Genomic DNA, 19,705 nt, shown 5'->3' with positions numbered 1-19,705 from the left:
GCGGGCCCGGCGCAGACCAGGACGCGCGCCAGGAGCAGGCCAGGAACACGTCAGGCGAAGACCACACAGGAGGCGGCAGGAGCGGCCAGGGAGCCCGCCCTGTGCGGCACTCCGCTCTGCGGGTCGATGTCGAACCAGGTCACGTCGCCGGAGCGCTCATTGGCCGCGTAGAGCCGGCGTCCGGTCGGGTCCAGGGCGAGGTCGCGCGGCCAGTGCCCGCCGCACGGCACCGTGGTGACCAGCTCCGCCCTTTCGCGGGTCTCGTCGAGCGCGAGCACGGCGATGCTGTCGTGGCCGCGATTGGCGGCCCACAGGAACCGGCCGTCGTGCGAGACGACCACCTCGGACGGATAGACCGGCCCGGTCACGCCGTCGGGCAGCAGAGGCGCCTCGCCGAGCGCCTCGAGCACGCCGGAATCCGCGTCCCAGCGGCAGACGGCCAGGGTCGGTTCCAGCTCGTTGAGCACATAGGCGTGGCTGCCCGCGGGGTGGAAGGCGAGGTGGCGGGGGCCCGTGCCGGGGCGGAGCCGGGTCTCACCGTGCAGGGCCAGCTCACCGACGCCTGGGTCGAGCGCGCAGATCCGTACCCGGTCGGTGCCGAGATCGACGGCGAGCACCCAGCGCCCGCTCGGATCGGCCATCACCTGGTGCGCGTGGGGGCCGCGCTGGCGGTCCGGGTGCGGGCCGCTGCCCTCGTGCTGCAGCACTCCGCTGACGGCGACCGGCTCCCCGTTCGCCCCGAGCGGTAGCACGCTGACGCTGCCGGATCCGTAGTTGGCCGTCACGAGGTGGCCCGAGGCGAGTGCGAGGTGGGTCGGCCCTTCGCCGCAGACCGGGACCCTGGCACCGATCGGCCTCGGGGCGGGGCCGTCGACGGCGAAGGCCGCCACCGCCCCTTCCGCCCTCTCCGAAGCGGCGTACAGGACCGGGCCGCCGGGCCCTGCGGCGAGAGCGAGGTACGACGGGTCCGCGACCGCGTCGCTCGCTCCTGTCTCCGTCAGCCCGCCCGTCTCCCCGTCCACGGAGGCCGCGATGATGCCGCGGCCCCCGGCCGAGGTGAACGACCCGATGAATGCCCGCCCGGCGGGTATGTCGCCCACAGCGTTGCCCCTCTCTCCACCCTCTGATCGTGTGCTGCGCGGCCGACGGTAGCAGGCGGTCTAGACCAACTCTGTCTACTCGTCCGCTTCCCCTCGGGCGCGGGCCTGCGCCTCGGGGTGATGAACGTAGGCCGGGCGCCACTGGGTGGTGTCGTACGTCCGGTGGAAGACGGGAGTCGTGGCTCCCGACATGGGCGGCACGATCCAGGACCAGTCCGCCCCCACCCCGCGGCCATGGCTCTCCTCCCGGTCCAGGTGGGCGAGGAAGCGGCGCGATTCGGTGTGATGGTCGGTGACGGTGACGCCCGCCCGGTCGAAGGAGTGGAGCACGGCGCGGTTCAGCTCGACCAGGGCGCGGTCCTTCCAGAGCGAGCGGTCGTCGGCGGTGTCGAGGCCCAGTCGCTCGCCGATACGCGGCAGCAGGTCGTAGCGGTCGGCGTCGGCGAGGTTCCGGGCGCCGATCTCGGTGCCCATGTACCAGCCGTTGAACGGGGCCGCGGGGTAGCAGATGCCGCCGATCTCCAGGCACATGTTCGCGATCGCCGGTACCGCGTGCCAGCGCAGTCCCAGGTTCGCGTACCAGCTCTCCTCGGGGTGGCGCAGCTCCACTTCGAGCACGGCGTCACGCGGGAGTTCGAAGAAGCGGGGCTTGCCGTCGGCGTCCTCGATGACCAGGGGCAGGAGGTCGAAGGGCGTTCCCGGGCCGCCCGGCCAGCCGAGCCGCAGCGCGAAATCGGTGAGCCCCGCGTTGCGCGGATCGCCGACGGGGGGCCCGTGCCGTTGGGCGTAGCCCGCGTACCGCACGAGCTGCTCGTTCCAGATCCGGGGGCCGGGCCTGTCAGGGGCGTCCGGAGCGAACACGGTGATCAGGGGGCGAATCCGCCCGCCGTTGGTGGCCTCGCGCAGATGGTCGGCCGCCTCGCGGGCCACGGAGTCGGCGTCCTCGATGTGACGGCGGTCCCGGACACGCAGGGAGCGCCAGTAGAGGCGGCCTATGCAGCGGTTGCTGTTGCGCCAGGCGACGCGCGCGCCGTAGTCGAGCTCGGCGCGGGTGTGGCGGTAGGTGCCGGTCTCCTCGATCTCCGCGCGTACGGCGGCGATCCGCGCCTCCGGGTCCCCCGGCGACTCCTCACGGTGGAAGAGGCGGATGAAGTCCTCGGCCTCCTGGTGCAGTTCGCCCGCGGTTGCCGGCGCAGAGGGAGCGGTGCGAGGCTCGGCCTCGCCCGCGGCATGACCATGGCTCACCGGACAGCGCGCCGGCGCCGGAACCTCTTCTTCCTCCTGCTTTTCGAGCTGTGCGCCGGTCCGGCGCATGAATCTGAGCAGCTTTCGCAAGGCGCACACCCCCGAGGGTCTTGGAGGAACGTACGTGGATGCCGCTCTGGTTACCCTTTGAACATGGTGATCCACCCTGTGTGTGCCCCGGGAAATTGCTCGATCACGGGCGTTGTGTCTGCTGCCCAGGTCAGGCGGGCACGAGGGGGGCGCTCGGCGAGGTATGAAGGGGCGCATCCAACGCCGCGAGCGCCCGCTCGAGTGCCTGAAGGTGCGTGAGTGCCGCCTCGGCACCAGGGTGGTGCTGCGGCGCCGGCACGAGGTCCACGCGGATCTTCGTCTGACGGACGGCCGGCGGCACCAGCGCGTGCACAGCCGCCTCGACGCGGTGACAGGCGGCGGCCAGGCGGGCGTCGTGCGAGGCATCCGGGTCGGCGGCGACCGCGGTCAGGCCGTGTATCTCGCGGGCGCAGTCGTCGAGCAGCGCGATGACCTGACGGGCGCGCGCCTTGCGGGCCCGCAGCGGGCTCAGGGGGTGGACGAGCGGGGCGAGAGAGAGACGCACACGGCCGAGCAGCAGCTCCAGTTCGGCGGCGAGCGGCGCCGGATCGGCCTGCTCGTCCCCGGCCAGCCGCCGCGCCGCGGCTGCGGTGCAGCCGTGGACGCAGTGCACGGCCCGCCGGATCCAGGCGTCCGTCGCCGCGTGCGTGGTGACAGGCAGGATCAGCGCCACACCGAGGGCCGCGCCGAGCGCACCGACCGCCGTCTCCTGGAACCGGAGCAGCAGCAGACCAGGGTGCAGGACGCCGAGAAGCCCGTACAGCAGCCCCGCCATGACGGTCACGAAGAACATCATCCAGCTGTAGGAGGGGGCGGCCGTATAGAAGATGCCGAAGACGCTGACGGCCACGAGGGCGGCGGTCGGCACCGGCGAACCGGCGATCGGGATGGCGATGAGCAGGCCTGCGGCGATTCCGGTGACGGTGCCGACGACGCGGCGGAAGCCACGCACGAGGGTTTCACCGCGCGATGCGGTGTTCACGAAGATCCACCAGGCGGTGCCGACCGCCCAGTACCAGCGGTCGGGCGAGATCAGCTGTCCCGCGGCGAGCGCGATGCCGCAGGCGAAGGTCGCCTGGAAGGCCTGGCGAGTGGTGGGGCGGGCGAGCCCTCGGCCCGGGAGCGGCACGGGCGGCGCGGGGGGCGGTGTGCGCCGTTCGATGCACCACAGCGCGAAGCGGACCGCGGCGGCGGCGGTGACAGCGAGCGCCACCGCCCCGTACAACTCGGGGAGCTGGGCCGGGACCGCGTGCAGGAACTGGGTGACGAAGAACATCATGAAGGCGAAGATCCCGAGCGCATGTCCGCGCGGGCCCCAGCGCCGGGCGTAGACGCCGCAGAAGACGACGGCCAGCCAGGCGGCGGCGCGCGGCAGCGGCTGACCGTGCAGCGTCGTCGCCAGCGCGAGCACGGGGAAGCCGGCGGCGGGCAGCAGGGCAGTGGTGACCGCCTGGCGGCGCACGGTCGGGTCGCCGACGGTGAAGAGGGCGAGCAGAGCGGCGAGGCCGCCGGTGATGGAGGCGACGAGGGACAGTCCGGCGAGCTCGGCCGCGGCGACGGCGGCGGCGACCCCGAGCACGGCGCGCGTCGAGACACGCAGCCGTACACACCCGGGATCGGGCGCGACGAACATCCGCTTCACACCGGTCAGGCTCTTCACGACGGCCCTCTCGCCCCCTTGCTGTTCGGCGGGCTCTCGCACATGGCAAAGGCGCCGCGGGTCCGGTCCGGCTCCGTCGCCGTGCCGACGCTGCGCAGCGCCCTGTGGGGAGAGGAAAGCATCACCGCGCGCGGTGGCTCAACTCGACCAGCCTCAGATGTGCCATTGGTACAGTCATAGTGGACTGAAACCGGCCAGAAGGAGGCCAACGGACCATGGCGGTGGACACGCTCGACACTCGCATCCTGCGGCTGCTGATCGAGCAGCCACGCACCAGCGTGCGCGCGTACGCCCGCATCCTGGGCATCGCGCGCGGCACCCTCCAGGCCCGGATCGACCGGCTGGAACGGGAGGGTGTGATCACCGGCACGGGGCCGTATCTCTCGCTCGCGGCGCTCGGGCACCCGGTGCTCGCCTTCGTCCACATCGAGGTCACCCAGGGGCATCTGGACGAGGTCGGCGATGCCCTCGCGGCCGTTCCCGAGATCATCGAGGCCTTCTCGATCACCGGCGGCGGCGACCTGCTGACCCGGGTCGCCGCACGTGACAACGGCCATCTGGAAGATGTGATCCAGCGATTGATCCAGCTCCCGGGCGTGGTGCGCACCCGCACCGAGGTGGCCCTGCGCGAGCGGGTGCCGCACCGGCTGCTGCCGCTGGTCGAGTCGGTGGGGCGGGCTGCCGACGCCTCGCGGTGAGCCACGCCTTGGCATGCTGGAGCGCATGAGCAAAACACGCACTCCTGCGGTCATCTTCGATCTCGACGGCACACTCGTGGACAGCGAGCCGAACTACTTCGAGGCGGGGCGCAGGCTCCTGGCCGAGTACGGAGTGAGGGACTTCGGCTGGGATCAGCACACCCGGTTCATCGGCATCGGGACGCGGGAGACGCTGGAGGTGCTGCGTGACCAGTACGGAATCGCCGCACCGCTCGAGGAGTTGCTCGCCGGGAAGAACCGGCACTACCTGGAGCTGGCGCGCATCTCGACGGATGTCTTTCCCCAGATGCGCGTGCTCGTGGAGCTGCTGGGGTCCCAGGGCATGCCGATGGCGGTGGCCTCCGGCTCCTCGCGGGCCGCGATCGATGCCGTGCTGGCAGGCACCGGACTGGATTCGTTCATCACCACAGCCGTCTCCGCCGAAGAGGTCGCCCACGGCAAGCCGGAACCCGATGTGTTCCTCGAGGCCGCTCGCCGGCTGGGCGCCGCCCCCTCGGACTGCGTCGTCCTGGAAGACGCGCCGCCGGGAGCCGCGGCGGCGCACGCGGCCGGCATGCGCTGTATCGCCGTTCCCTATGTACTCGGTACGGCCGGCGACCCGGCGTTCCGGACCGCGGGTCTGCTGTTCGCGGGCGGCCAGGGCGAGTTCACGGCACGAGCGGCCTACGACTGGCTCCGTACGGCCCGCTCCTGACGCCTGCCTCAGGCCACGTCCGCTGTGCCGCCTGCCTCCAGACGGCCGTCGGCCCGTACGACGAACACGGTGTCGTGCCGGGACGGCAAGACGCGCCCTTGCCCGCGACGGGCAGCGGCACGATGCGGGCCTTCGATGTCGGCACTTGCTCGCCACGCAATCACCGGCACGCGCGCTGGGCACTCCCGCCCAGCGTGGGTTGGGCCGCCCGGCGGACAATCTTCGCCCGGTCGGATCAGCACGGCCCGGCGAACCGGACCCACGGCAGCCGTCGACCGGAAGCCGGACCCGTTCCACGCTCACAGCACGGCGATCGGGTTGACCGGTGAGCCGGTGGCCGCCGGGAGCCTCAGGGGAGCCACCACACACAGGAAGCTCCAGCGGCCCTCCTGCTCACACACCGGGGCCAGCTCCTCGAACTGCAGGTAGTCCATCAGCTGCAGCCCCATGGCGTGCACACCCAGCACATGGACGGGGAAGGACACGTCGGAAACCGCACTGGGCGCGGTGTCGTTGTTGCCGTCGCCTCCCAGCAGCGCCACGCGCCGCTCGGCGACGAACTCCATGGCCGTCGGATGAAGTCCGGCCCGGTCCTGTGCCGCGTTCCAGGCGCCGAGCTCCTGCCGTCGGCGGCGGTGGCCGACCCGTACGAGCAGCAGGTCTCCGGCGCCGACGCGCACGTCCTGCGCGGCTTCCGCAGCGAGGAGGTCGTCCACCGTCACATGGTCGCCCGGTTCGAGCCAGCGCACGCCCCGAAGCCGGGGGATGTCCAGCAGGACACCCCTCCCGACGATGCCGTCGCGGACGATCTCGACGGAGAGCGAGCCCGCGCCCTCCGGCGTCAGGCTGGTCGCCGGGACGCCGTTGTAGAGCGTCCCGTCGTAGAGGACATGGCACAGGGCGTCGAGGTGGCTGTCGGCGTCACCGTGCACATTCATCGAGAAGTGGTCGAGGGCGAAGTGCAGCCCGTCCGCTCCGATGTCGTGCGCCGCCGGTCCGGTGAGCCGGTGGGCGGCGGGCTCGGGGTTGTCGGGCCCCGGCCAGGTCTCCACGGGCGCGGCCAGCGACACGGTGCGTCCGCTGCGCACCTCCCGGGCCGCAGCCGCCACGCGGGGTGGGGTGAGGTGGTTCAGCGCACCGCGCCGGTCGTCGGGGTCCTGCCGGGCCTCCTCGCGCAGCCGCTCGTACAGCGCCCGGAACGCCGCGGGGGCCATGGCCCCGCTCGCGGCTCTCTCCGACTGCTGCGCCATGGTGCCTCCGGCAGACGACGTGCGGACGACGCGCGGACGACGCGGACGCCCGGCGTCTCATTCTCGGCCTGCTCGCGCGCCTCCGCGACTGGGCCGGCGGCGCCGCGCAGCGCCCGGCCGCGGGACCGCCTGACCGCCGCGCTGCCGGGCAGCCGGTACGTCCTGATCAGCCTCAGCCGAGGAAGCTCAGCCGGACCTGTCGGTCGGGGTTGTCCTTGTTCGTGTCCACGAGGCAGACGGACTGCCAGGTACCGAGTTCCAGGCTGCCGCCGATGACCGGCAGGGTGGCGTGCGGCGGAACGAACGCGGGCAGCACATGGTCCCTGCCGTGGCCGGGGCTGCCGTGCCGGTGCTGCCAGCGGTTGTCCGCGGGCAGCAGGGCGTGCAGCGCGGACAGCAGGTCGTGGTCGCTGCCCGCGCCCATCTCGATGACGGCGATACCGGCTGTCGCATGCGGGACGAAGACATTGAGCAGTCCGTCCCGGCCGTCGGCGGCCCCGGCGAGGAACTCCTCGCAGGCTCGGGTCAGATCGGTCACCGTCTCGGTGAGGCCGGTGGTGAGGGTCAGGGTCGTGGTGGCGAAAGGTCCGGGCATGGGCCCATCCTCGCCGCTTCCCTGCGAAGGGACCCGCCGAACCACCACCGGGCCTCCAGGCGAGTGCCCGACGTCCCGCTCCTGGCCTCCAGGCTGCCCGACGTCCCGCTCCTGGCCTCCAGGCGCGCTGCCCGCCGAACCACCACCGGGCCTCCAGGCGCGCTGCCCGACGTCCCGCTCCTGGCATCACGCCCCCGTCGTCGCCGCCCGGCGCAGCGCCTCGATCAGCACCTCCACCGACGGGCGCCCCCGCGCGGCGGCGCGCACGGCCACCACCACATGGCGTTCGACCTGATCGTCCAGCGGCACGGCGACGATCCCGTCCGAGCGCAGCCTCAGCATCAGCCCGGTCAGCGGCGCCACGCCGAGACCGGCACCCACCATGGCCAGTGAGGTGGCCGTGTCGGTGACCTCGTGGGCGACGCGCGGCTCGAAACCGGCCCGGCGGCAGGCCGTGCGGACGGCCCTTCCGTAGTGCGTGTGGGCGGCGGGCAGGATCCAGTCCCGCTCGCGAAGTTCGGTCAGTCGCCATGAGGTCTCCCGCGACGGGGCGTCGCTGGCGGCCACGGCCAGTGAGAAGCGTTCGGAGTGCAGCCGTACGAGCTCGGAGGTCTCGTCCCGGGCGAGCGGGGCGTCGGGGTAGTCCAGCCCGAGGGCCAGATCGACCCGCCCGGCGGACACCTCCGCATGGGCCTGGTCGACGTCCACCTCCTGGCTGACCACCCGTACACCCGGGTGATGCCGGGAGAGCCAGCGCAGGGCGGGTGGCAGGAACGCGGCAGCGGCCGTGCCGAACACGCCGAGCCGCAGCCGTGCCGCGATCTCCGTGCGGGTGCGCTCGATGGCGGCCGCCGCCTCGGCCTGTGCCCGCAGGATGCGACCGGCGTGGACGACCAGGGTGTGCCCCGCGTCCGTGAGCTCGACCCGGCGTCCCGCCCGCCTGATCAACTGCGCGCCGGCCGTCCGCTCCAGCTGGGCGATCTGCTGCGAGATGGCGCCCGGCGTGTATCCGAGCGTCGCGGCAGCCGCAGTCATCGTGCCGCAACGGGCGAGTTCCACCAGAGCCCGCAGATGCGCACCACCGAGTTCCATGAAAGAAATCTAAAAGATCGACTACTGAAACCGTCAATGGACGCGAAGAGTCACAGGCGTCCACCATGTCTGTATCGAGCAGACGGGACGGCTCCTGCATGGTTCACAGCGCTCTGCGAAATAATTCCGCTCCCTTGCCCCGGACGGCGGACGTCGTGGTCGTCGGCGGAGGTGTTGTCGGCGCCAGCGTCGCCTTCCATCTGGCCGAGGCCGGAGTGGGGAACGTCCTGGTCCTGGAGCGCGACCGACCGGCGTCCGGCTCGTCGGGCAAGCCGATCGGCGGGATCCGCGCCCAGTTCTCGGATCCGCTCAACATCCGGCTGGGGCAGCGCAGCCTGGAGGCCTGGCAGGCGTTCACCTCGCGCCCGGGAACGGACGTCGGTGTCGACCGTGTCGGCTATCTCTTCCTCCTTGCCGGTGAGGCCGAGGTCGCGACGTTCCAGGAGGCCGTGGACGTACAGAACGAGCTCGGGGTCCGCAGCCGGATCATCACGCCGCGGGAGGCGCACGAGCTGTGCCCCTACGTGGATCCCCGCTCCGTCCTCGCCGCGGCGCACTCCCCCGACGACGGCTATGCGCTGCCGAGGGCTGCGGTGCACGGCTATCTGCGTGCCGCGCAGCAGCTCGGCGCGACCCTGCGTACACGGTGCTCGGTCACAGCCGTCGATGTCGAGGCCGGCCGGGTGACGGCGGTGCGCACGACCGCGGGCACGGTGCGAACCCCGACGGTGGTGTGCGCCGCGGGCCCCTGGTCGCGGGCCGTCGGCGCGATGGCGGGTGTGACCCTTCCGGTCACCCCGCTGCGCCGGCAGATCGCGCTGACCGGACCCATGTCCCCGGCCCCGCCGCGGATCCCCTTCACCCTGGATTTCGCGTCCACGCTCTACTTCCACAACGACGGCGCGGACGGACTGGTCCTCGGACTGTCCGACCCGCGCCAGGAGCCGGGCTTCGGGCGGGAGTTCAGCCGGGAGTGGCTGGAGCCGTTCCGCGAGGCGGCCGGGCGGCGGGCGCCGGCGCTCGCCGGTCTCCCGGCCGCGAGCGGCTGGGCGGGGCTGTACGAGATGACACCGGACCGCAATGCCCTGATCGGCCGGTCGGGCGATGTGAGCGGTTTTCTGTATGCCACCGGCTTCTCCGGGCACGGGTTTCTGCAGGCGCCCGCGGTCGGCGAGATCGTGCGCGATCTGTACCTGGAGCGGACGCCGTTCATCGATGTGGGCCCGCTGTCCGCCGCCCGCTTCGAGGGGCGGGCCACCGCCCGCCCCGAGGCCCACATCATCTGACCGGCGCCACCCGACGGCAAGGAGGACGCAATGCTCCCCACCTGGCGCCTGCGGGCCGAGTTCGCGCGGCGGCTGTCCGGCATGTACGGGAACGAGGTCCCCGCGTACACCACGCTGCTGGAGGTCTCGGCGCAGGTCAACGACGAGGTGATCGCCAGGACGGGCGACACGGGGCGGCTGGGCGGGATCGCACGGGTCACGGCAGAGCGGCACGGCGCCATCCGCGTCGGCACACCGCGCGAGATGCGCCGGGCCGCCCTGATCTTCGCCGCGCTGGGCATGGAGCCGGTCGGTTTCTACGATCTGCGCGAGGCGGCGGCCAGCGCCGTGCCGGTCGTCTCCACGGCGTTCCGGCCGATCGACGCCGAGGAGCTGGAACGCAATCCGTTCCGGGTCTTCACCTCGATGCTCACCACGGCCGACCGGCGGTTCTTCGACCCGGATCTCGAAGCGCGCCTGGAGTCGTTCCTGGGCCGGCGTGAACTCTTCCCGTCCGAGCTCCTTCGGCTGGCCGAGCGCGCCGAGCGGGAGCGGGGGCTCGGCGAGGAGAACGCCGAGCGCTTCCTCGCGCTGGCGGTGGCCGCTTTCGAGCTGTCCCCGGAGCCGGTTGACCGTGCCTGGTACGCCGAACTGGAGCGGGTCTCCGCCGTCGCGGCCGACATCGGCGGGGTCACGAGCACCCATGTCAACCACCTCACGCCTCGGGTGCTCGACATCGACGAGCTCTATCGGCGGATGGGCGAGCTGGGCATCACGATGATCGACCGGATTCAGGGGCCACCGCGCTGGGACGGCCCGGATGTGCTGCTGCGGCAGACGTCGTTCAGGGCACTGGCCGAGCCCCGCCGCTTCCGGGAGAGTGACGGCAGCGTGGGCGAGGGCTCGCTGCGAGTGCGCTTCGGCGAGGTCGAGGCACGCGGTATCGCGCTCACCCGGGCGGGCCGTGCCCTCTACGACGAGCTGATCGGCGAGCCGGCCGAGAGGTGGCCGAGCCGCTTCCCGCGCACCGAACGTGAGCTGGCCGTCCAGGAGCGGGCGTACTTCCGCTACGAGCCGGCCACCGGCCGGCCTCGTGACGGCCGTACACCGCCGCAGGACCTCGCGGGTCTCCTCGACGGCGGCTGGCTGAGCGCCGCACCGATCGTCTACGAGGACTTCCTTCCCCGGTCGGCCGCCGGGATCTTCCAGTCGAACCTCACCGACGAGGGCACCAGGGACTCCTCCGTCGCGGGCGCCCACTACGACCAGCAGTGGCTCTCCGGCGTCCTCGAACGCCCGGTCCACGACCCCTTCGACCTCTACGCCGCTCAGCAGGACCGTTCTCTTCAGCAGGCCCGCCGGGCCCTCGGACTCCCCAAGGACACATCGTGACCAGCAACGGCACCACGCTTCCGGACAACGACTCGCTGCGCGCCCGGGCCAGGGAGAGCCTGCTCGGCTGCGGCGCCCGGCTGCCTGCGGACGGCGGCGATGTCGTCGCCCGTACGCCGCTGACCGGTGCGACGCTGTTCACCCTGCCCGCCCCCTCTCCCGACGAAACCGACGCGGCGATCGGCGCCGCCGCCGAGGCGTTTCGCCAGTGGCGCACGGTTCCCGCGCCGCAGCGCGGAGCGCTGGTCAAACGGCTGGGCGAGCTGCTGAGCGAACACAAGGAACAGCTGGCCGACCTGGTCACGATCGAAGCCGGGAAGATCCGCTCCGAGGCGCTCGGCGAAGTACAGGAAATGATCGACATCTGTGAGTTCGCGGTCGGCCTCTCACGGCAGCTTTATGGACGGACCATGGCTTCCGAGCGCCCGGGCCACCGGCTCTGCGAGAGCTGGCACCCGCTGGGCGTGGTGGGCGTGATCTCGGCCTTCAACTTTCCGGTCGCGGTCTGGGCGTGGAACACCGCGATCGCCCTGGTCTGTGGCGACACGGTGGTCTGGAAGCCTTCGGAGCTGACGCCGCTGGCCGCTCTCGCCTGTGACGCGCTTCTCGCCCGCGCCGCGGAGGACACCGGCGCGCCCGCCGGGGTGCACCGCCTGCTGCTCGGAGGGCGGGAGACGGGTGAGCGGCTGGTCGACGACGGGCGGGTCGCGCTGGTGAGCGCGACGGGATCGGTCCGTATGGGGCGTGAGGTCGGCCCGCGCGTGGCGGCCCGCTTCGGCCGCTGTCTGCTCGAACTGGGAGGCAACAACGCGGCGATCGTCACGCCGTCGGCCGATCTGGACCTCTCCGTTCGCGGGATCGTGTTCTCCGCTGCGGGCACCGCGGGCCAGCGCTGCACCACGCTGCGGCGGCTGATCGTCCACGAGGACGTCGCCGACCTGCTGGTGGAGAAGATCGTCCATGCGTACGGCCAGTTGCCGGTGGGCGACCCGTTCCGGGAGAGCACGCTGGTGGGGCCGCTGATCTCCGGCACGGCGCACCGGGCGATGTCCGAGGCGCTGGCCGCGGCCGAGGCCGACGGCGGCAAGATCCTCACCGGCGGTGACCGGCAGCTCGCGGAGCATGCGCCGGATGCGGTGTATGTGCGGCCCGCGGTGGTACGGATGCCCGCGCAGACGGACGTCGTGCGCCGGGAGACTTTCGCGCCGATCCTGTACGTACTCACGTACCGGACGCTGGAGGAGGCCGTGGCTCTGCAGAACGGCGTCCCTCAGGGGCTGTCCTCCAGCATCTTCACGCGGGACCAGCGCGAGGCGGAGCGTTTCCTGGCCGCGGACGGCTCCGACTGCGGGATCGCCAACGTCAATATCGGCACCTCGGGCGCGGAGATCGGCGGGGCGTTCGGTGGCGAGAAGGAGACGGGTGGCGGGCGCGAGTCGGGCTCGGACGCCTGGCGGGCGTACATGAGGCGGGCGACGAACACGGTGAACTACTCCGACAGCCTGCCGCTGGCCCAGGGCGTGAACTTCCTCTAGGGCCTTCCTGTGGATCTTGCCGGGCTCGCCCACCGAGCGCGGCACACCGTCCCGCCCGAGGAGCGGGAAGATCCACACACCCTCCACAGTTGGTAGAAGGGTGAACAACTTCGGGGTGCGTGACGTGGACGTGGTCGTGATCGGCGCCGGACAGGCAGGACTGTCCGGCGCCTACCATCTGCGGCGCTCCGGTCTCGTGCCGGACCGCGACTTCGTTGTGCTCGACCATGCCCCACGGGCGGGCGGCGCCTGGCAGTTCCGCTGGCCCTCGCTGACGTACGGCAAGGTGCACGGCATGTACGCGCTGCCGGGCATGGAGCTGGCCGGCGCGGACGGGACACGCCCCTCGTCCGAGGTCATCGGCGCCTACTTCACCGCGTACGAGAAGCGCTTCGGCCTGCGGGTCCACCGGCCGGTCGACGTCCGGGCGGTGCGGGAGGGCGAGCACGGCCGGCTGCTCGTCGAGACCTCTCGGGGGACCTGGGCGGCGCGGGCGCTGATCAACGCGACCGGCACGTGGGACCGTCCGTTCTGGCCGCGCTACCCCGGTCAGGAGACCTTCGGGGGACGCCAGTTGCACACGGTGAACTACCCGGGGCCCGAGGAGTTCGCCGGACAGCGGGTGGTCGTCGTCGGCGGTGGGGCCTCGGGAACCCAGCATCTGATGGAGATCGCGGAGGTCGGGGCGGAGACCTGGTGGGTGACGCGCCGCGAACCGGTCTTCCGTGAGGGGCCCTTCGGTGAAGACGCCGGACGGGCCGCTGTCGCCCTGGTGGAGGAGCGGGTACGGCGAGGACTGCCACCGCGGAGCGTGGTCTCGGTGACCGGCCTGCCGCTCAACGACGCCGTCCGCCGTGCCCGCGAGGCAGGAGTCCTGGACCGGCTGCCGATGTTCGACCGGATCACACCGACGGGCGTGGCCTGGGACGACGGGCGGATGGTGGAGGCCGATGTGATTCTCTGGGCGACCGGCTTCCGGGCGGCGATCGACCATCTCGCCCCGCTGAAGCTGCGCGAGCCGGGCGGCGGCATCCGGGTGGAGGGCACCCGCACGGTGCGGGACGAGCGGATCCATCTCGTCGGCTACGGGCCTTCGGCCTCGACGATCGGCGCCAACCGGGCAGGCCGGGCGGCGGTCCGCGAGATCAAACGGCTGCTGGAGCGCGACGAACCGGCGCTGATCTGAGGGAGGTCTCAGCCGCCGCCGCTCGCGCCCCGGCGCCGTGCGTTGAACTCCTCAACGTTGCGCCGGTGTTCCTCGTAGCTCGCCGTGAAGCGGGTGTCCCCCGGTGCCACGGTGACGAAGTAGAGCCAGTCGCCGGGCGTTGGGGTGATCGCCGCGTGCAGTGCCTGGTCCCCGGGGTTACCGATGGGCGTCGGCGGCAGTCCCCGGCGGCGATAGCTGTTGTACGGGCTGTCGATCCTGGTGTCCGCGGCCGTGGTGTCCAGCGTGCTGCGGTTCAAGGCGTAGTTCAGGGTCGAGTCCATCTGCAGCGGCATCCCCTTCGCCAGCCGGTTGTAGACGACCCGGGCGACCTTCCCCATGTCCTCGGGGGTGTCGGCCTCGGCCTGCACGATGCTGGCGATGACCACCGCCTGATAGACCGTCACACCACTGTGACGAGCCCCGTCGCTCATGCGATCGGCGCCCAACCGCTTGTTGGCGGTGTCGACCATGTAGCCGAGCATGCTCGTCGGCGTCGCGTCCTCGTCGATGGGATAGGTGGCAGGGAAGAGATAGCCCTCGGGGTTGCCCCCGGCCTCGGCCGGGAGCCTCAGTCCCGCCGTGCGGGCCACCTTCGCCGTGGTGCCGGCCTTCTCGTCGAGGGCCCTGTCGACGGTGGTGTAGACCTGCGCGGCCCGCCGGCCCTCCGGGACGAGCAGTGTCGCCAGCTCCTTCTGGCCCTGCCTGAGCAGCAGCAGGAGCAGCACCGCGGCCGTCGCGACGAGGACCGCCCCGACGATCAGCAGCAGCCACACCCCTCGGCGGGCCGGCCGGAACCCGCGCCCGGGCCCGGCCGACCGTGGTTCGTTCCTCATACGGGCACGCTAACCCGGAGCGGGCGCGGTTCCCGGCACCGGACGCCCGGCCCCCGGCACGACTGCCGGACGGGACCTGCGGAGGCCGGGCCGGCAGAATCCGCCCGGCGCGCGCCTACGGTGCGAAGGGCGGCAGCGCTGCGAACTCCGGCACCACCTGCACCGCGGCGGCGAGGGCGTCCAGGGTGCGCCGCACCCGCGTCAGCGGATGATCCGGGAACTGCGCGTCCCACTGGGCGTGGTCGGCTGCGTGGAACGGCAGCCCTCCCTGCACGTCAGGAGCGTACGGGTGCGGCCGGAAGTACTTGTCGTGGCCGACCTGCGCCATCACCATGGCCTCGCGCATCCCCGTCATGCCCCGCTCGGGTGCCTGCACCTTCACCACCGTGCTGCACATGGCGCGCGGCACGGTGAAGCTGCCGATGAATGCCTGGCCGCTGGGCTGTCCCGGCAGCGGCAGCTTCAGTATCTGCTTCAGCGCGGGAAGCGCGCCGAGCGACTTCACCGAGGCTTCGATCAGTCCGCCGCCCGCACGGGCCGTGACGCGGGTGAGCGCGGCACGCAGGGCCGGTCCGTCGTCGAGCGACGCCGGGCAGGTCCGGCGGCAGGCCGAAGAAGTGCAGAGACAGCACGTCGCCGTCGTCATTGACCCATACGTCCTGGTCGTCCTGTCGGTACCCGGGCAGTTCCACCCCAAGGAGAGCTCTCATGGGCGGCGATCATGCCGCACCGGCGGCGGAGGCGGTACGTCAAGTGGCAACGGGCTCCAACTCCGCGTCCCTGCGCACCAGAGCGGCATAGCGGCCGTCCCTGTCGAGCAGTTCCTCGTGGCTGCCGCGCTCGGCCGTGCGGCCCGCGTCGAGGACCACGATCTGGTCCGCGTCCCTGACCGTCGAGAGCCGGTGCGCGATGGTGATGGTGGTCCGGCCCGCCGAGAGCGCGTCGATCGCCTGCTGCACCGCCGCCTCCGTACCGGTGTCGAGGGCGCTGGTCGCTTCGTCGAGGATGAGGACGGGCGGGTCGCGCAGGATCGTCCGGGCGATGGCGAGGCGCTGCTTCTCGCCTCCGGAGAAGCGGTAGCCGCGCTCGCCGACCAGAGTGTCGTAGCCGTCCGGCAGGGAGGCGATGTGGTCGTGGATCTGGGCCGCGCGGGCCGCCGCCTCGATCTCCTCGTCGGTCGCGTCCGGCTTGGCGAAACGCAGGTTCTCGGCGACGGACGCATGGAAGAGATACGTCTCCTGCGAGACGACTCCCACGGCCCGGGCGAGGCTGTCGAAGTCGAGATCGCGCACATCGACCCCGTCGAGCGTGACCCTGCCTCCGGTGACGTCGTAGAGCCGGGGGACCAGATAGCTGAGGGTGGACTTTCCGGAGCCGGTGGGCCCGACGACGGCGAGGCTGCCGCCCGCAGGCACAGTGATGTCGATGCCGTCGAGGGTGGGCCGGGTCTGCTTGTCGTCGTACGCGAAGACGACGTCCTCGAACCGCACTTCACCGCGGGCCTTCTCCAGCCGGACCGGCTTCTCCGGTTCCGTGATGTCCACCGGAAGATCGAGATACTCGAAGATCCGCTGGAAGAGTGCGAGCGAGGTCTGCATCTGCACGCCGGTGGAGAGCAGGCTCACGGCGGGGCGGAACAGCCCCTGCTGGAGCGAGACGAAGGCGACGAGCGTGCCGATCGAGATGGCGGGCCCGCCGGAACGGAGCGCGAGTCCGGCGGCCCAGTAGATGAGGGCGGGCATGGCGGCCATGACGATGCCGATGGTGGACATCCGCCACCTCCCGGCCATGCTGGAGCGCACTTCGAGGTCGACGAGCCGCTCGGACTCCTCGGCGAACGAGGTGGTGAGCGAGTCGGCCCTGCCCATGGTGCGGCCGAGCAGGATGCCGCTGACGGAGAGCGACTCCGTGACGGTGGCGGCCATGGCGGCCATCTGCTTCTGGCGCTGCGTGGTGATCTTCTTGCGCTCGCGTCCGACGCGGCGGCTGATCCACACGAACACCGGCAGCAGGAGCAGCGAGACGGCGGTGAGCCGCCAGTCCAGGGCGAGCATCGCGACAACGGTGGCGACCACGGCCGTGAGGTTGGAGACCAGGGACGTCGCCGTGGACGTCACGGTCGCCTGCATCCCGCCGATGTCGTTGGCGATGCGCGACTGGACCTCTCCGGTGCGGGTCCTGGTGAAGAAAGCGAGCGGCATGCGCTGCAACTGGGCGTAGACCGCGGTGCGCAGGTCGTGCATGACGCGCTGGCCGACGGTGGTGGAGATCAGGGTCTGGAGCACGCCGAAGACGCTGGTCATCACCGCCGTGAGGATCATGCCGAGGGCGAGCAGGGTGAGCAGCCCGGTGCGGCCCTGCGGGATCGCGGTGTCGAGGATCTCGCGGAGCATGAAGGGGGAGGCGACCGCGACGAGCGAAGCGGCGCCGACGAGCAGGCCGACGACGGCGAGGCGTCCGCGGTAGGGGCTGAAGAGACTGAGGATCCGCCGCACCTGCGCGGGCGCCTGTTCCTGGTCATGTGGCGGTGGTGTCCAGGTGGACTCGTCGTGGATACGCATGGGCTCCTTCGACAGTGACGAGACGGAATGAAAGGTGACACAGCAAAGATTTTGAGAGCATAGCTCATTGTTACCTATCCTCACAATGAACGGGGTCCTGATATTGTTCCCGGCATGAACTCCGACCCCGACGGCCTGCTGGCCGAGCAACTGCTGCGGCTGAGCCGACGGCTCCACCGCAGCCAGAAGCGGCAGCTGGAGTCGGCGGACATCGCGATCACCCCCGCGCAGTCCCGCCTTCTGCGCACCCTCGCGCACTACGACGAGCCCCCGCGCATGGCCGACCTCGCCGCCCGCCTGGAGGTGGTCCCCCGCGCGGTGACCAGCCTTGTCGACGGGCTGGAGGCGAGCGGGTGCGTGCGCCGCGCACCGGACCCGACCAACCGCAGGGTGATCCGGATCGAGCTCACCGACACGGGACGCGCCACCCTCAGAGCGCTCCGCGGTGCGCGCCGGGCAGCGGCGGAGGACATTCTGGCCCCGCTGACCGCCGACCAGCGCGAGGTGCTCGGCGGACTGCTGTCGACCCTGGTCGACGGTCCGGGCCCACGCTGCTGAAACGAACGGGGGACGTGTCGTGACGCTGTCGGTGCCGGGGCCGGCAGTTCACTCCCGGCCGTGACCCGCCATGACCCGCCATGACCCGCCATGACCCGCCGTCACCCGCCACGACCCGGCCATGACCCGGCCATGACCCGGCCATGACCCGGCCTCAGCATGCCGAGCGGCGTACAGAAGAGTCCAAGGACCCGGAGCCAAGAGTCCAAACGGCGCTCTTGCGCATCACCAGCCTCAACTACCAAGGTCCCTACCGAGGTTCATGAGCCGGACCGCCCTCGACGGGTGCCGCAGGCCCGGCCGCCCACGGCCGGGTCGCCCCGGACCGGTTGCCCCAACCGCTCCTCCCAGGACCGGCGTTCATGAATCCGCAGCGCACGTCAGCTCAAGGACCGCTCTCCTGGAGGCTCCATGAACGACGCAGCTCAGCACGATCCGGACAAAGCCGAAGAGGGCGACGGGCCGCCCACCCGCCGCTCGGTCCTGCGGACCACGGCCGGTGCGGCCGGCGCGGGTCTCGGTCTCGGCGTACTGGGCACCGGCGCCGCCGCGGCAGCCGGGACCGGCACAGCGGCGGAGAGCGGGCCGCCGTCGGCCCCCACCCCCGTCCGCAAGGGCCGCACGATGATCGGGGTGCCCTTCGAAGGGCGCAGCACCGTACGGGTCGCCATCATCGGCCTCGGCAACCGCGGCGGCAGCATGATCGATCTCTTCCTCGCCCTCCCCGGGGTCAGGGTCGTCGCCCTCTGCGACCCCGTCAGGGCCAAGGCCGAGCGCGCGGCGGCCAAAGTGGTCAAGGCCGGTCAGCCGGCACCCGCGCTCTACACCAACGGCGAGCACGACTACGAGAAGCTGTGCGTGCGCGGCGACATCGACTTCGTCTACGCGGCAACCCCCTGGGACGTCCACTTCGAGATGGCGAAGTCAGCCATGCTGAACGGCAAGCACGTCGGCGTGGAGTGTCCGATCGCTCTGCGACTGGACGAGCTGTGGAAGCTGGTCGATCTCTCGGAGCGCACCCGCCGGCACTGCATGCAGCTGGAGAACTGCTGCTACGGAAAGAACGAGATGCGGGTGCTGCGCATGGCGCACGCGGGCAAGTTCGGCGACCTGCTGCACGCCGCCGGCGCGTACAACCACGATCTGCGCGGCCTGATGTTCGACCCCGACTACTACGAGGGCCCCTGGCGGCGGCTGTGGCACACCCGGCTGCGCGGCGACCTCTACCCGAACCACGGCTTCGGTCCCGTCTCCAACTACCTGGACATCAACCGCGGCGACCGGGCGGTCAGCATCTCCAGCTTCGGCACGCCCGCGCTGGGTCTCGCCCAGTACCGGGCGGCGCACATGCCGCCCGGCGACCCGAGCTGGAAGGAGACGTACATCGAGAGCGACCGCACCATCAGCCTGGTCCAGACCGCCAAGGGACGGGTCGTGCGGCTGGAGCACGATGTGTCGGGTCCTCACCCGTACAGCAGGATCAACAGCCTCGGCGGCACGAAGGGCGTATTCGAGGACTATCCCGAGCGGATCTACCTGGAGCCCGACCACACCGATGACCAGTGGGGCGACTTCGGCGCGTACGCCGACTGGGACCACTGGCTGTGGAAGGAGCACGCCCATCCGCCGGGCGGCCACGGCGGAATGGACTACATCATGGTCTTCCGGCTGATGCAGTGCATGCGACTGGGTCTGGTGCCGGACTTCGATGTGTACGACGCGGCCACCTGGACGGCGCCCGTCCCGCTCAGCCATGCCTCCATCAGGGCGAAGGGCGCTCCGCAGCAGATCCCCGACTTCACCCGTGGGGATTGGCGCACGTCGCGTCCCGGCGTGGATTCCGTCAGGCCCGCGGGCTGAGGAGCATGCGGGGGCCGGCGCTCAACCTGCCGGGCCCCGCACGCGACCG

Annotated in this window: 16 protein-coding genes and 1 pseudogene; 8 read left to right on the top strand and 9 right to left on the bottom strand. The window is 71.6% G+C overall.

The features are described from left to right. Positions 1–50: 50 nt before the first annotated feature. The 3 genes from OG293_RS32010 to OG293_RS32000 all read right to left on the bottom strand — a co-directional run bounded on the left by OG293_RS32010 (position 51) and on the right by OG293_RS32000 (position 4,068). Positions 51–1,100 (bottom strand): lactonase family protein, encoded by a 1,050-nt coding sequence (locus tag OG293_RS32010; protein ID WP_406002231.1) that lies wholly within the window; start codon positions 1,098–1,100, stop codon positions 51–53. 75 nt (positions 1,101–1,175) lie between these two features. After that, positions 1,176–2,414 carry a nitric oxide synthase oxygenase gene (locus tag OG293_RS32005; protein ID WP_406003781.1) on the bottom strand — a complete coding sequence of 413 codons (1,239 nt, stop codon included), beginning with the start codon at positions 2,412–2,414 and terminating at the stop codon, positions 1,176–1,178. Positions 2,415–2,565: 151 nt separating this feature from the next. Further along, a complete protein-coding gene (locus tag OG293_RS32000; RefSeq protein ID WP_406003780.1) occupies positions 2,566–4,068 on the bottom strand; it encodes an FUSC family protein in 1,503 nt (500 codons plus the stop codon). Between the two features lie 242 nt (positions 4,069–4,310). Between OG293_RS32000 and OG293_RS31995 the strand changes: the two genes are divergently transcribed. Next, positions 4,311–4,793, top strand: a complete 483-nt coding sequence (locus OG293_RS31995; RefSeq protein WP_406002230.1) for an Lrp/AsnC family transcriptional regulator — start codon at positions 4,311–4,313, stop codon at positions 4,791–4,793. Between the two features lie 25 nt (positions 4,794–4,818). Further along, positions 4,819–5,508 (top strand): HAD family hydrolase, encoded by a 690-nt coding sequence (locus OG293_RS31990; RefSeq protein WP_406002229.1) that lies wholly within the window; start codon positions 4,819–4,821, stop codon positions 5,506–5,508. A 299-nt stretch (positions 5,509–5,807) separates the two neighbouring features. Here the strand turns inward: OG293_RS31990 and OG293_RS31985 are convergent, their stop codons facing one another. From OG293_RS31985 to OG293_RS31975, 3 genes are all read right to left on the bottom strand, one after another. Further along, positions 5,808–6,722, bottom strand: coding sequence for a cyclase family protein (locus OG293_RS31985; protein ID WP_406003779.1), 915 nt, complete (start codon positions 6,720–6,722; stop codon positions 5,808–5,810). A gap of 208 nt (positions 6,723–6,930) precedes the next feature. Further along, positions 6,931–7,353, bottom strand: a complete 423-nt coding sequence (locus OG293_RS31980) for a YjbQ family protein (RefSeq protein ID WP_406002228.1) — start codon at positions 7,351–7,353, stop codon at positions 6,931–6,933. A gap of 186 nt (positions 7,354–7,539) precedes the next feature. After that, positions 7,540–8,445 (bottom strand): LysR family transcriptional regulator, encoded by a 906-nt coding sequence (locus OG293_RS31975; protein ID WP_406002227.1) that lies wholly within the window; start codon positions 8,443–8,445, stop codon positions 7,540–7,542. Positions 8,446–8,543: 98 nt separating this feature from the next. Here OG293_RS31975 and OG293_RS31970 point away from each other — a divergent pair, with 98 nt between their 5' ends. From OG293_RS31970 to OG293_RS31955, 4 genes are all read left to right on the top strand, one after another. After that, positions 8,544–9,731, top strand: a complete 1,188-nt coding sequence (locus tag OG293_RS31970; RefSeq protein WP_406002226.1) for an NAD(P)/FAD-dependent oxidoreductase — start codon at positions 8,544–8,546, stop codon at positions 9,729–9,731. 30 nt (positions 9,732–9,761) lie between these two features. Beyond that, the gene (locus OG293_RS31965; RefSeq protein ID WP_406002225.1) at positions 9,762–11,102 is read left to right on the top strand and encodes a 2-oxoadipate dioxygenase/decarboxylase family protein; all 1,341 of its coding nucleotides are present in this window, start codon (positions 9,762–9,764) and stop codon (positions 11,100–11,102) included. Continuing rightward, entirely contained in the window at positions 11,096–12,637 is a 1,542-nt protein-coding gene (locus OG293_RS31960) for an aldehyde dehydrogenase family protein (RefSeq protein ID WP_406003778.1), read from the top strand. Before OG293_RS31965 ends, OG293_RS31960 begins: the two co-directional genes overlap by 7 nt. Before the next feature lie 100 nt (positions 12,638–12,737). Further along, positions 12,738–13,823 (top strand): NAD(P)-binding domain-containing protein, encoded by a 1,086-nt coding sequence (locus OG293_RS31955; protein WP_406002224.1) that lies wholly within the window; start codon positions 12,738–12,740, stop codon positions 13,821–13,823. 8 nt (positions 13,824–13,831) lie between these two features. Here the strand turns inward: OG293_RS31955 and mltG are convergent, their stop codons facing one another. From mltG to OG293_RS31940, 3 genes and pseudogenes are all read right to left on the bottom strand, one after another. Continuing rightward, positions 13,832–14,677 (bottom strand): endolytic transglycosylase MltG, encoded by an 846-nt coding sequence (mltG, locus tag OG293_RS31950; RefSeq protein ID WP_406002223.1) that lies wholly within the window; start codon positions 14,675–14,677, stop codon positions 13,832–13,834. 115 nt (positions 14,678–14,792) lie between these two features. Continuing rightward, positions 14,793–15,387: pseudogene (locus OG293_RS31945) on the bottom strand (hypothetical protein). Between the two features lie 39 nt (positions 15,388–15,426). After that, positions 15,427–17,238, bottom strand: a complete 1,812-nt coding sequence (locus tag OG293_RS31940) for an ABC transporter ATP-binding protein (RefSeq protein WP_406002222.1) — start codon at positions 17,236–17,238, stop codon at positions 15,427–15,429. 114 nt (positions 17,239–17,352) lie between these two features. On the opposite strand from OG293_RS31940, the gene OG293_RS31935 reads away from it, so the two are divergent. After that, complete coding sequence (locus OG293_RS31935) at positions 17,353–17,796, top strand: MarR family winged helix-turn-helix transcriptional regulator (protein WP_406002221.1); 444 nt, start codon at positions 17,353–17,355, stop codon at positions 17,794–17,796. 411 nt (positions 17,797–18,207) lie between these two features. Continuing rightward, entirely contained in the window at positions 18,208–19,656 is a 1,449-nt protein-coding gene (locus tag OG293_RS31930) for a Gfo/Idh/MocA family protein (protein ID WP_406002220.1), read from the top strand. Positions 19,657–19,705: the final 49 nt, after the last annotated feature.

The organism is Streptomyces sp. NBC_00829 (genome assembly GCF_045161795.1).
GTDB lineage: Bacteria > Actinomycetota > Actinomycetes > Streptomycetales > Streptomycetaceae > Streptomyces.
This window is presented reverse-complemented; position numbering and strand designations above follow the sequence as displayed.

Bases quoted from the DNA above. Each gene is read 5' to 3' on its own strand.
- OG293_RS32005 (WP_406003781.1), bottom strand. From the start codon at position 2,414: ATGCGCCGGACCGGCGCACAGCTCGAAAAGCAGGAGGAAGAAGAGGTT.
- OG293_RS31965 (WP_406002225.1), top strand. From the start codon at position 9,762: ATGCTCCCCACCTGGCGCCTGCGGGCCGAGTTCGCGCGGCGGCTGTCC.
- OG293_RS31975 (WP_406002227.1), bottom strand. From the start codon at position 8,445: ATGGAACTCGGTGGTGCGCATCTGCGGGCTCTGGTGGAACTCGCCCGT.
- OG293_RS31985 (WP_406003779.1), bottom strand. From the start codon at position 6,722: ATGGCCCCCGCGGCGTTCCGGGCGCTGTACGAGCGGCTGCGCGAGGAG.
- mltG (WP_406002223.1), bottom strand. From the start codon at position 14,677: ATGAGGAACGAACCACGGTCGGCCGGGCCCGGGCGCGGGTTCCGGCCG.
- OG293_RS31930 (WP_406002220.1), top strand. From the start codon at position 18,208: ATGAACGACGCAGCTCAGCACGATCCGGACAAAGCCGAAGAGGGCGAC.
- OG293_RS31940 (WP_406002222.1), bottom strand. From the start codon at position 17,238: ATGCGTATCCACGACGAGTCCACCTGGACACCACCGCCACATGACCAG.
- OG293_RS31995 (WP_406002230.1), top strand. From the start codon at position 4,311: ATGGCGGTGGACACGCTCGACACTCGCATCCTGCGGCTGCTGATCGAG.
- OG293_RS31970 (WP_406002226.1), top strand. From the start codon at position 8,544: ATGGTTCACAGCGCTCTGCGAAATAATTCCGCTCCCTTGCCCCGGACG.
- OG293_RS31935 (WP_406002221.1), top strand. From the start codon at position 17,353: ATGAACTCCGACCCCGACGGCCTGCTGGCCGAGCAACTGCTGCGGCTG.
- OG293_RS32000 (WP_406003780.1), bottom strand. From the start codon at position 4,068: ATGTTCGTCGCGCCCGATCCCGGGTGTGTACGGCTGCGTGTCTCGACG.
- OG293_RS31990 (WP_406002229.1), top strand. From the start codon at position 4,819: ATGAGCAAAACACGCACTCCTGCGGTCATCTTCGATCTCGACGGCACA.
- OG293_RS31980 (WP_406002228.1), bottom strand. From the start codon at position 7,353: ATGCCCGGACCTTTCGCCACCACGACCCTGACCCTCACCACCGGCCTC.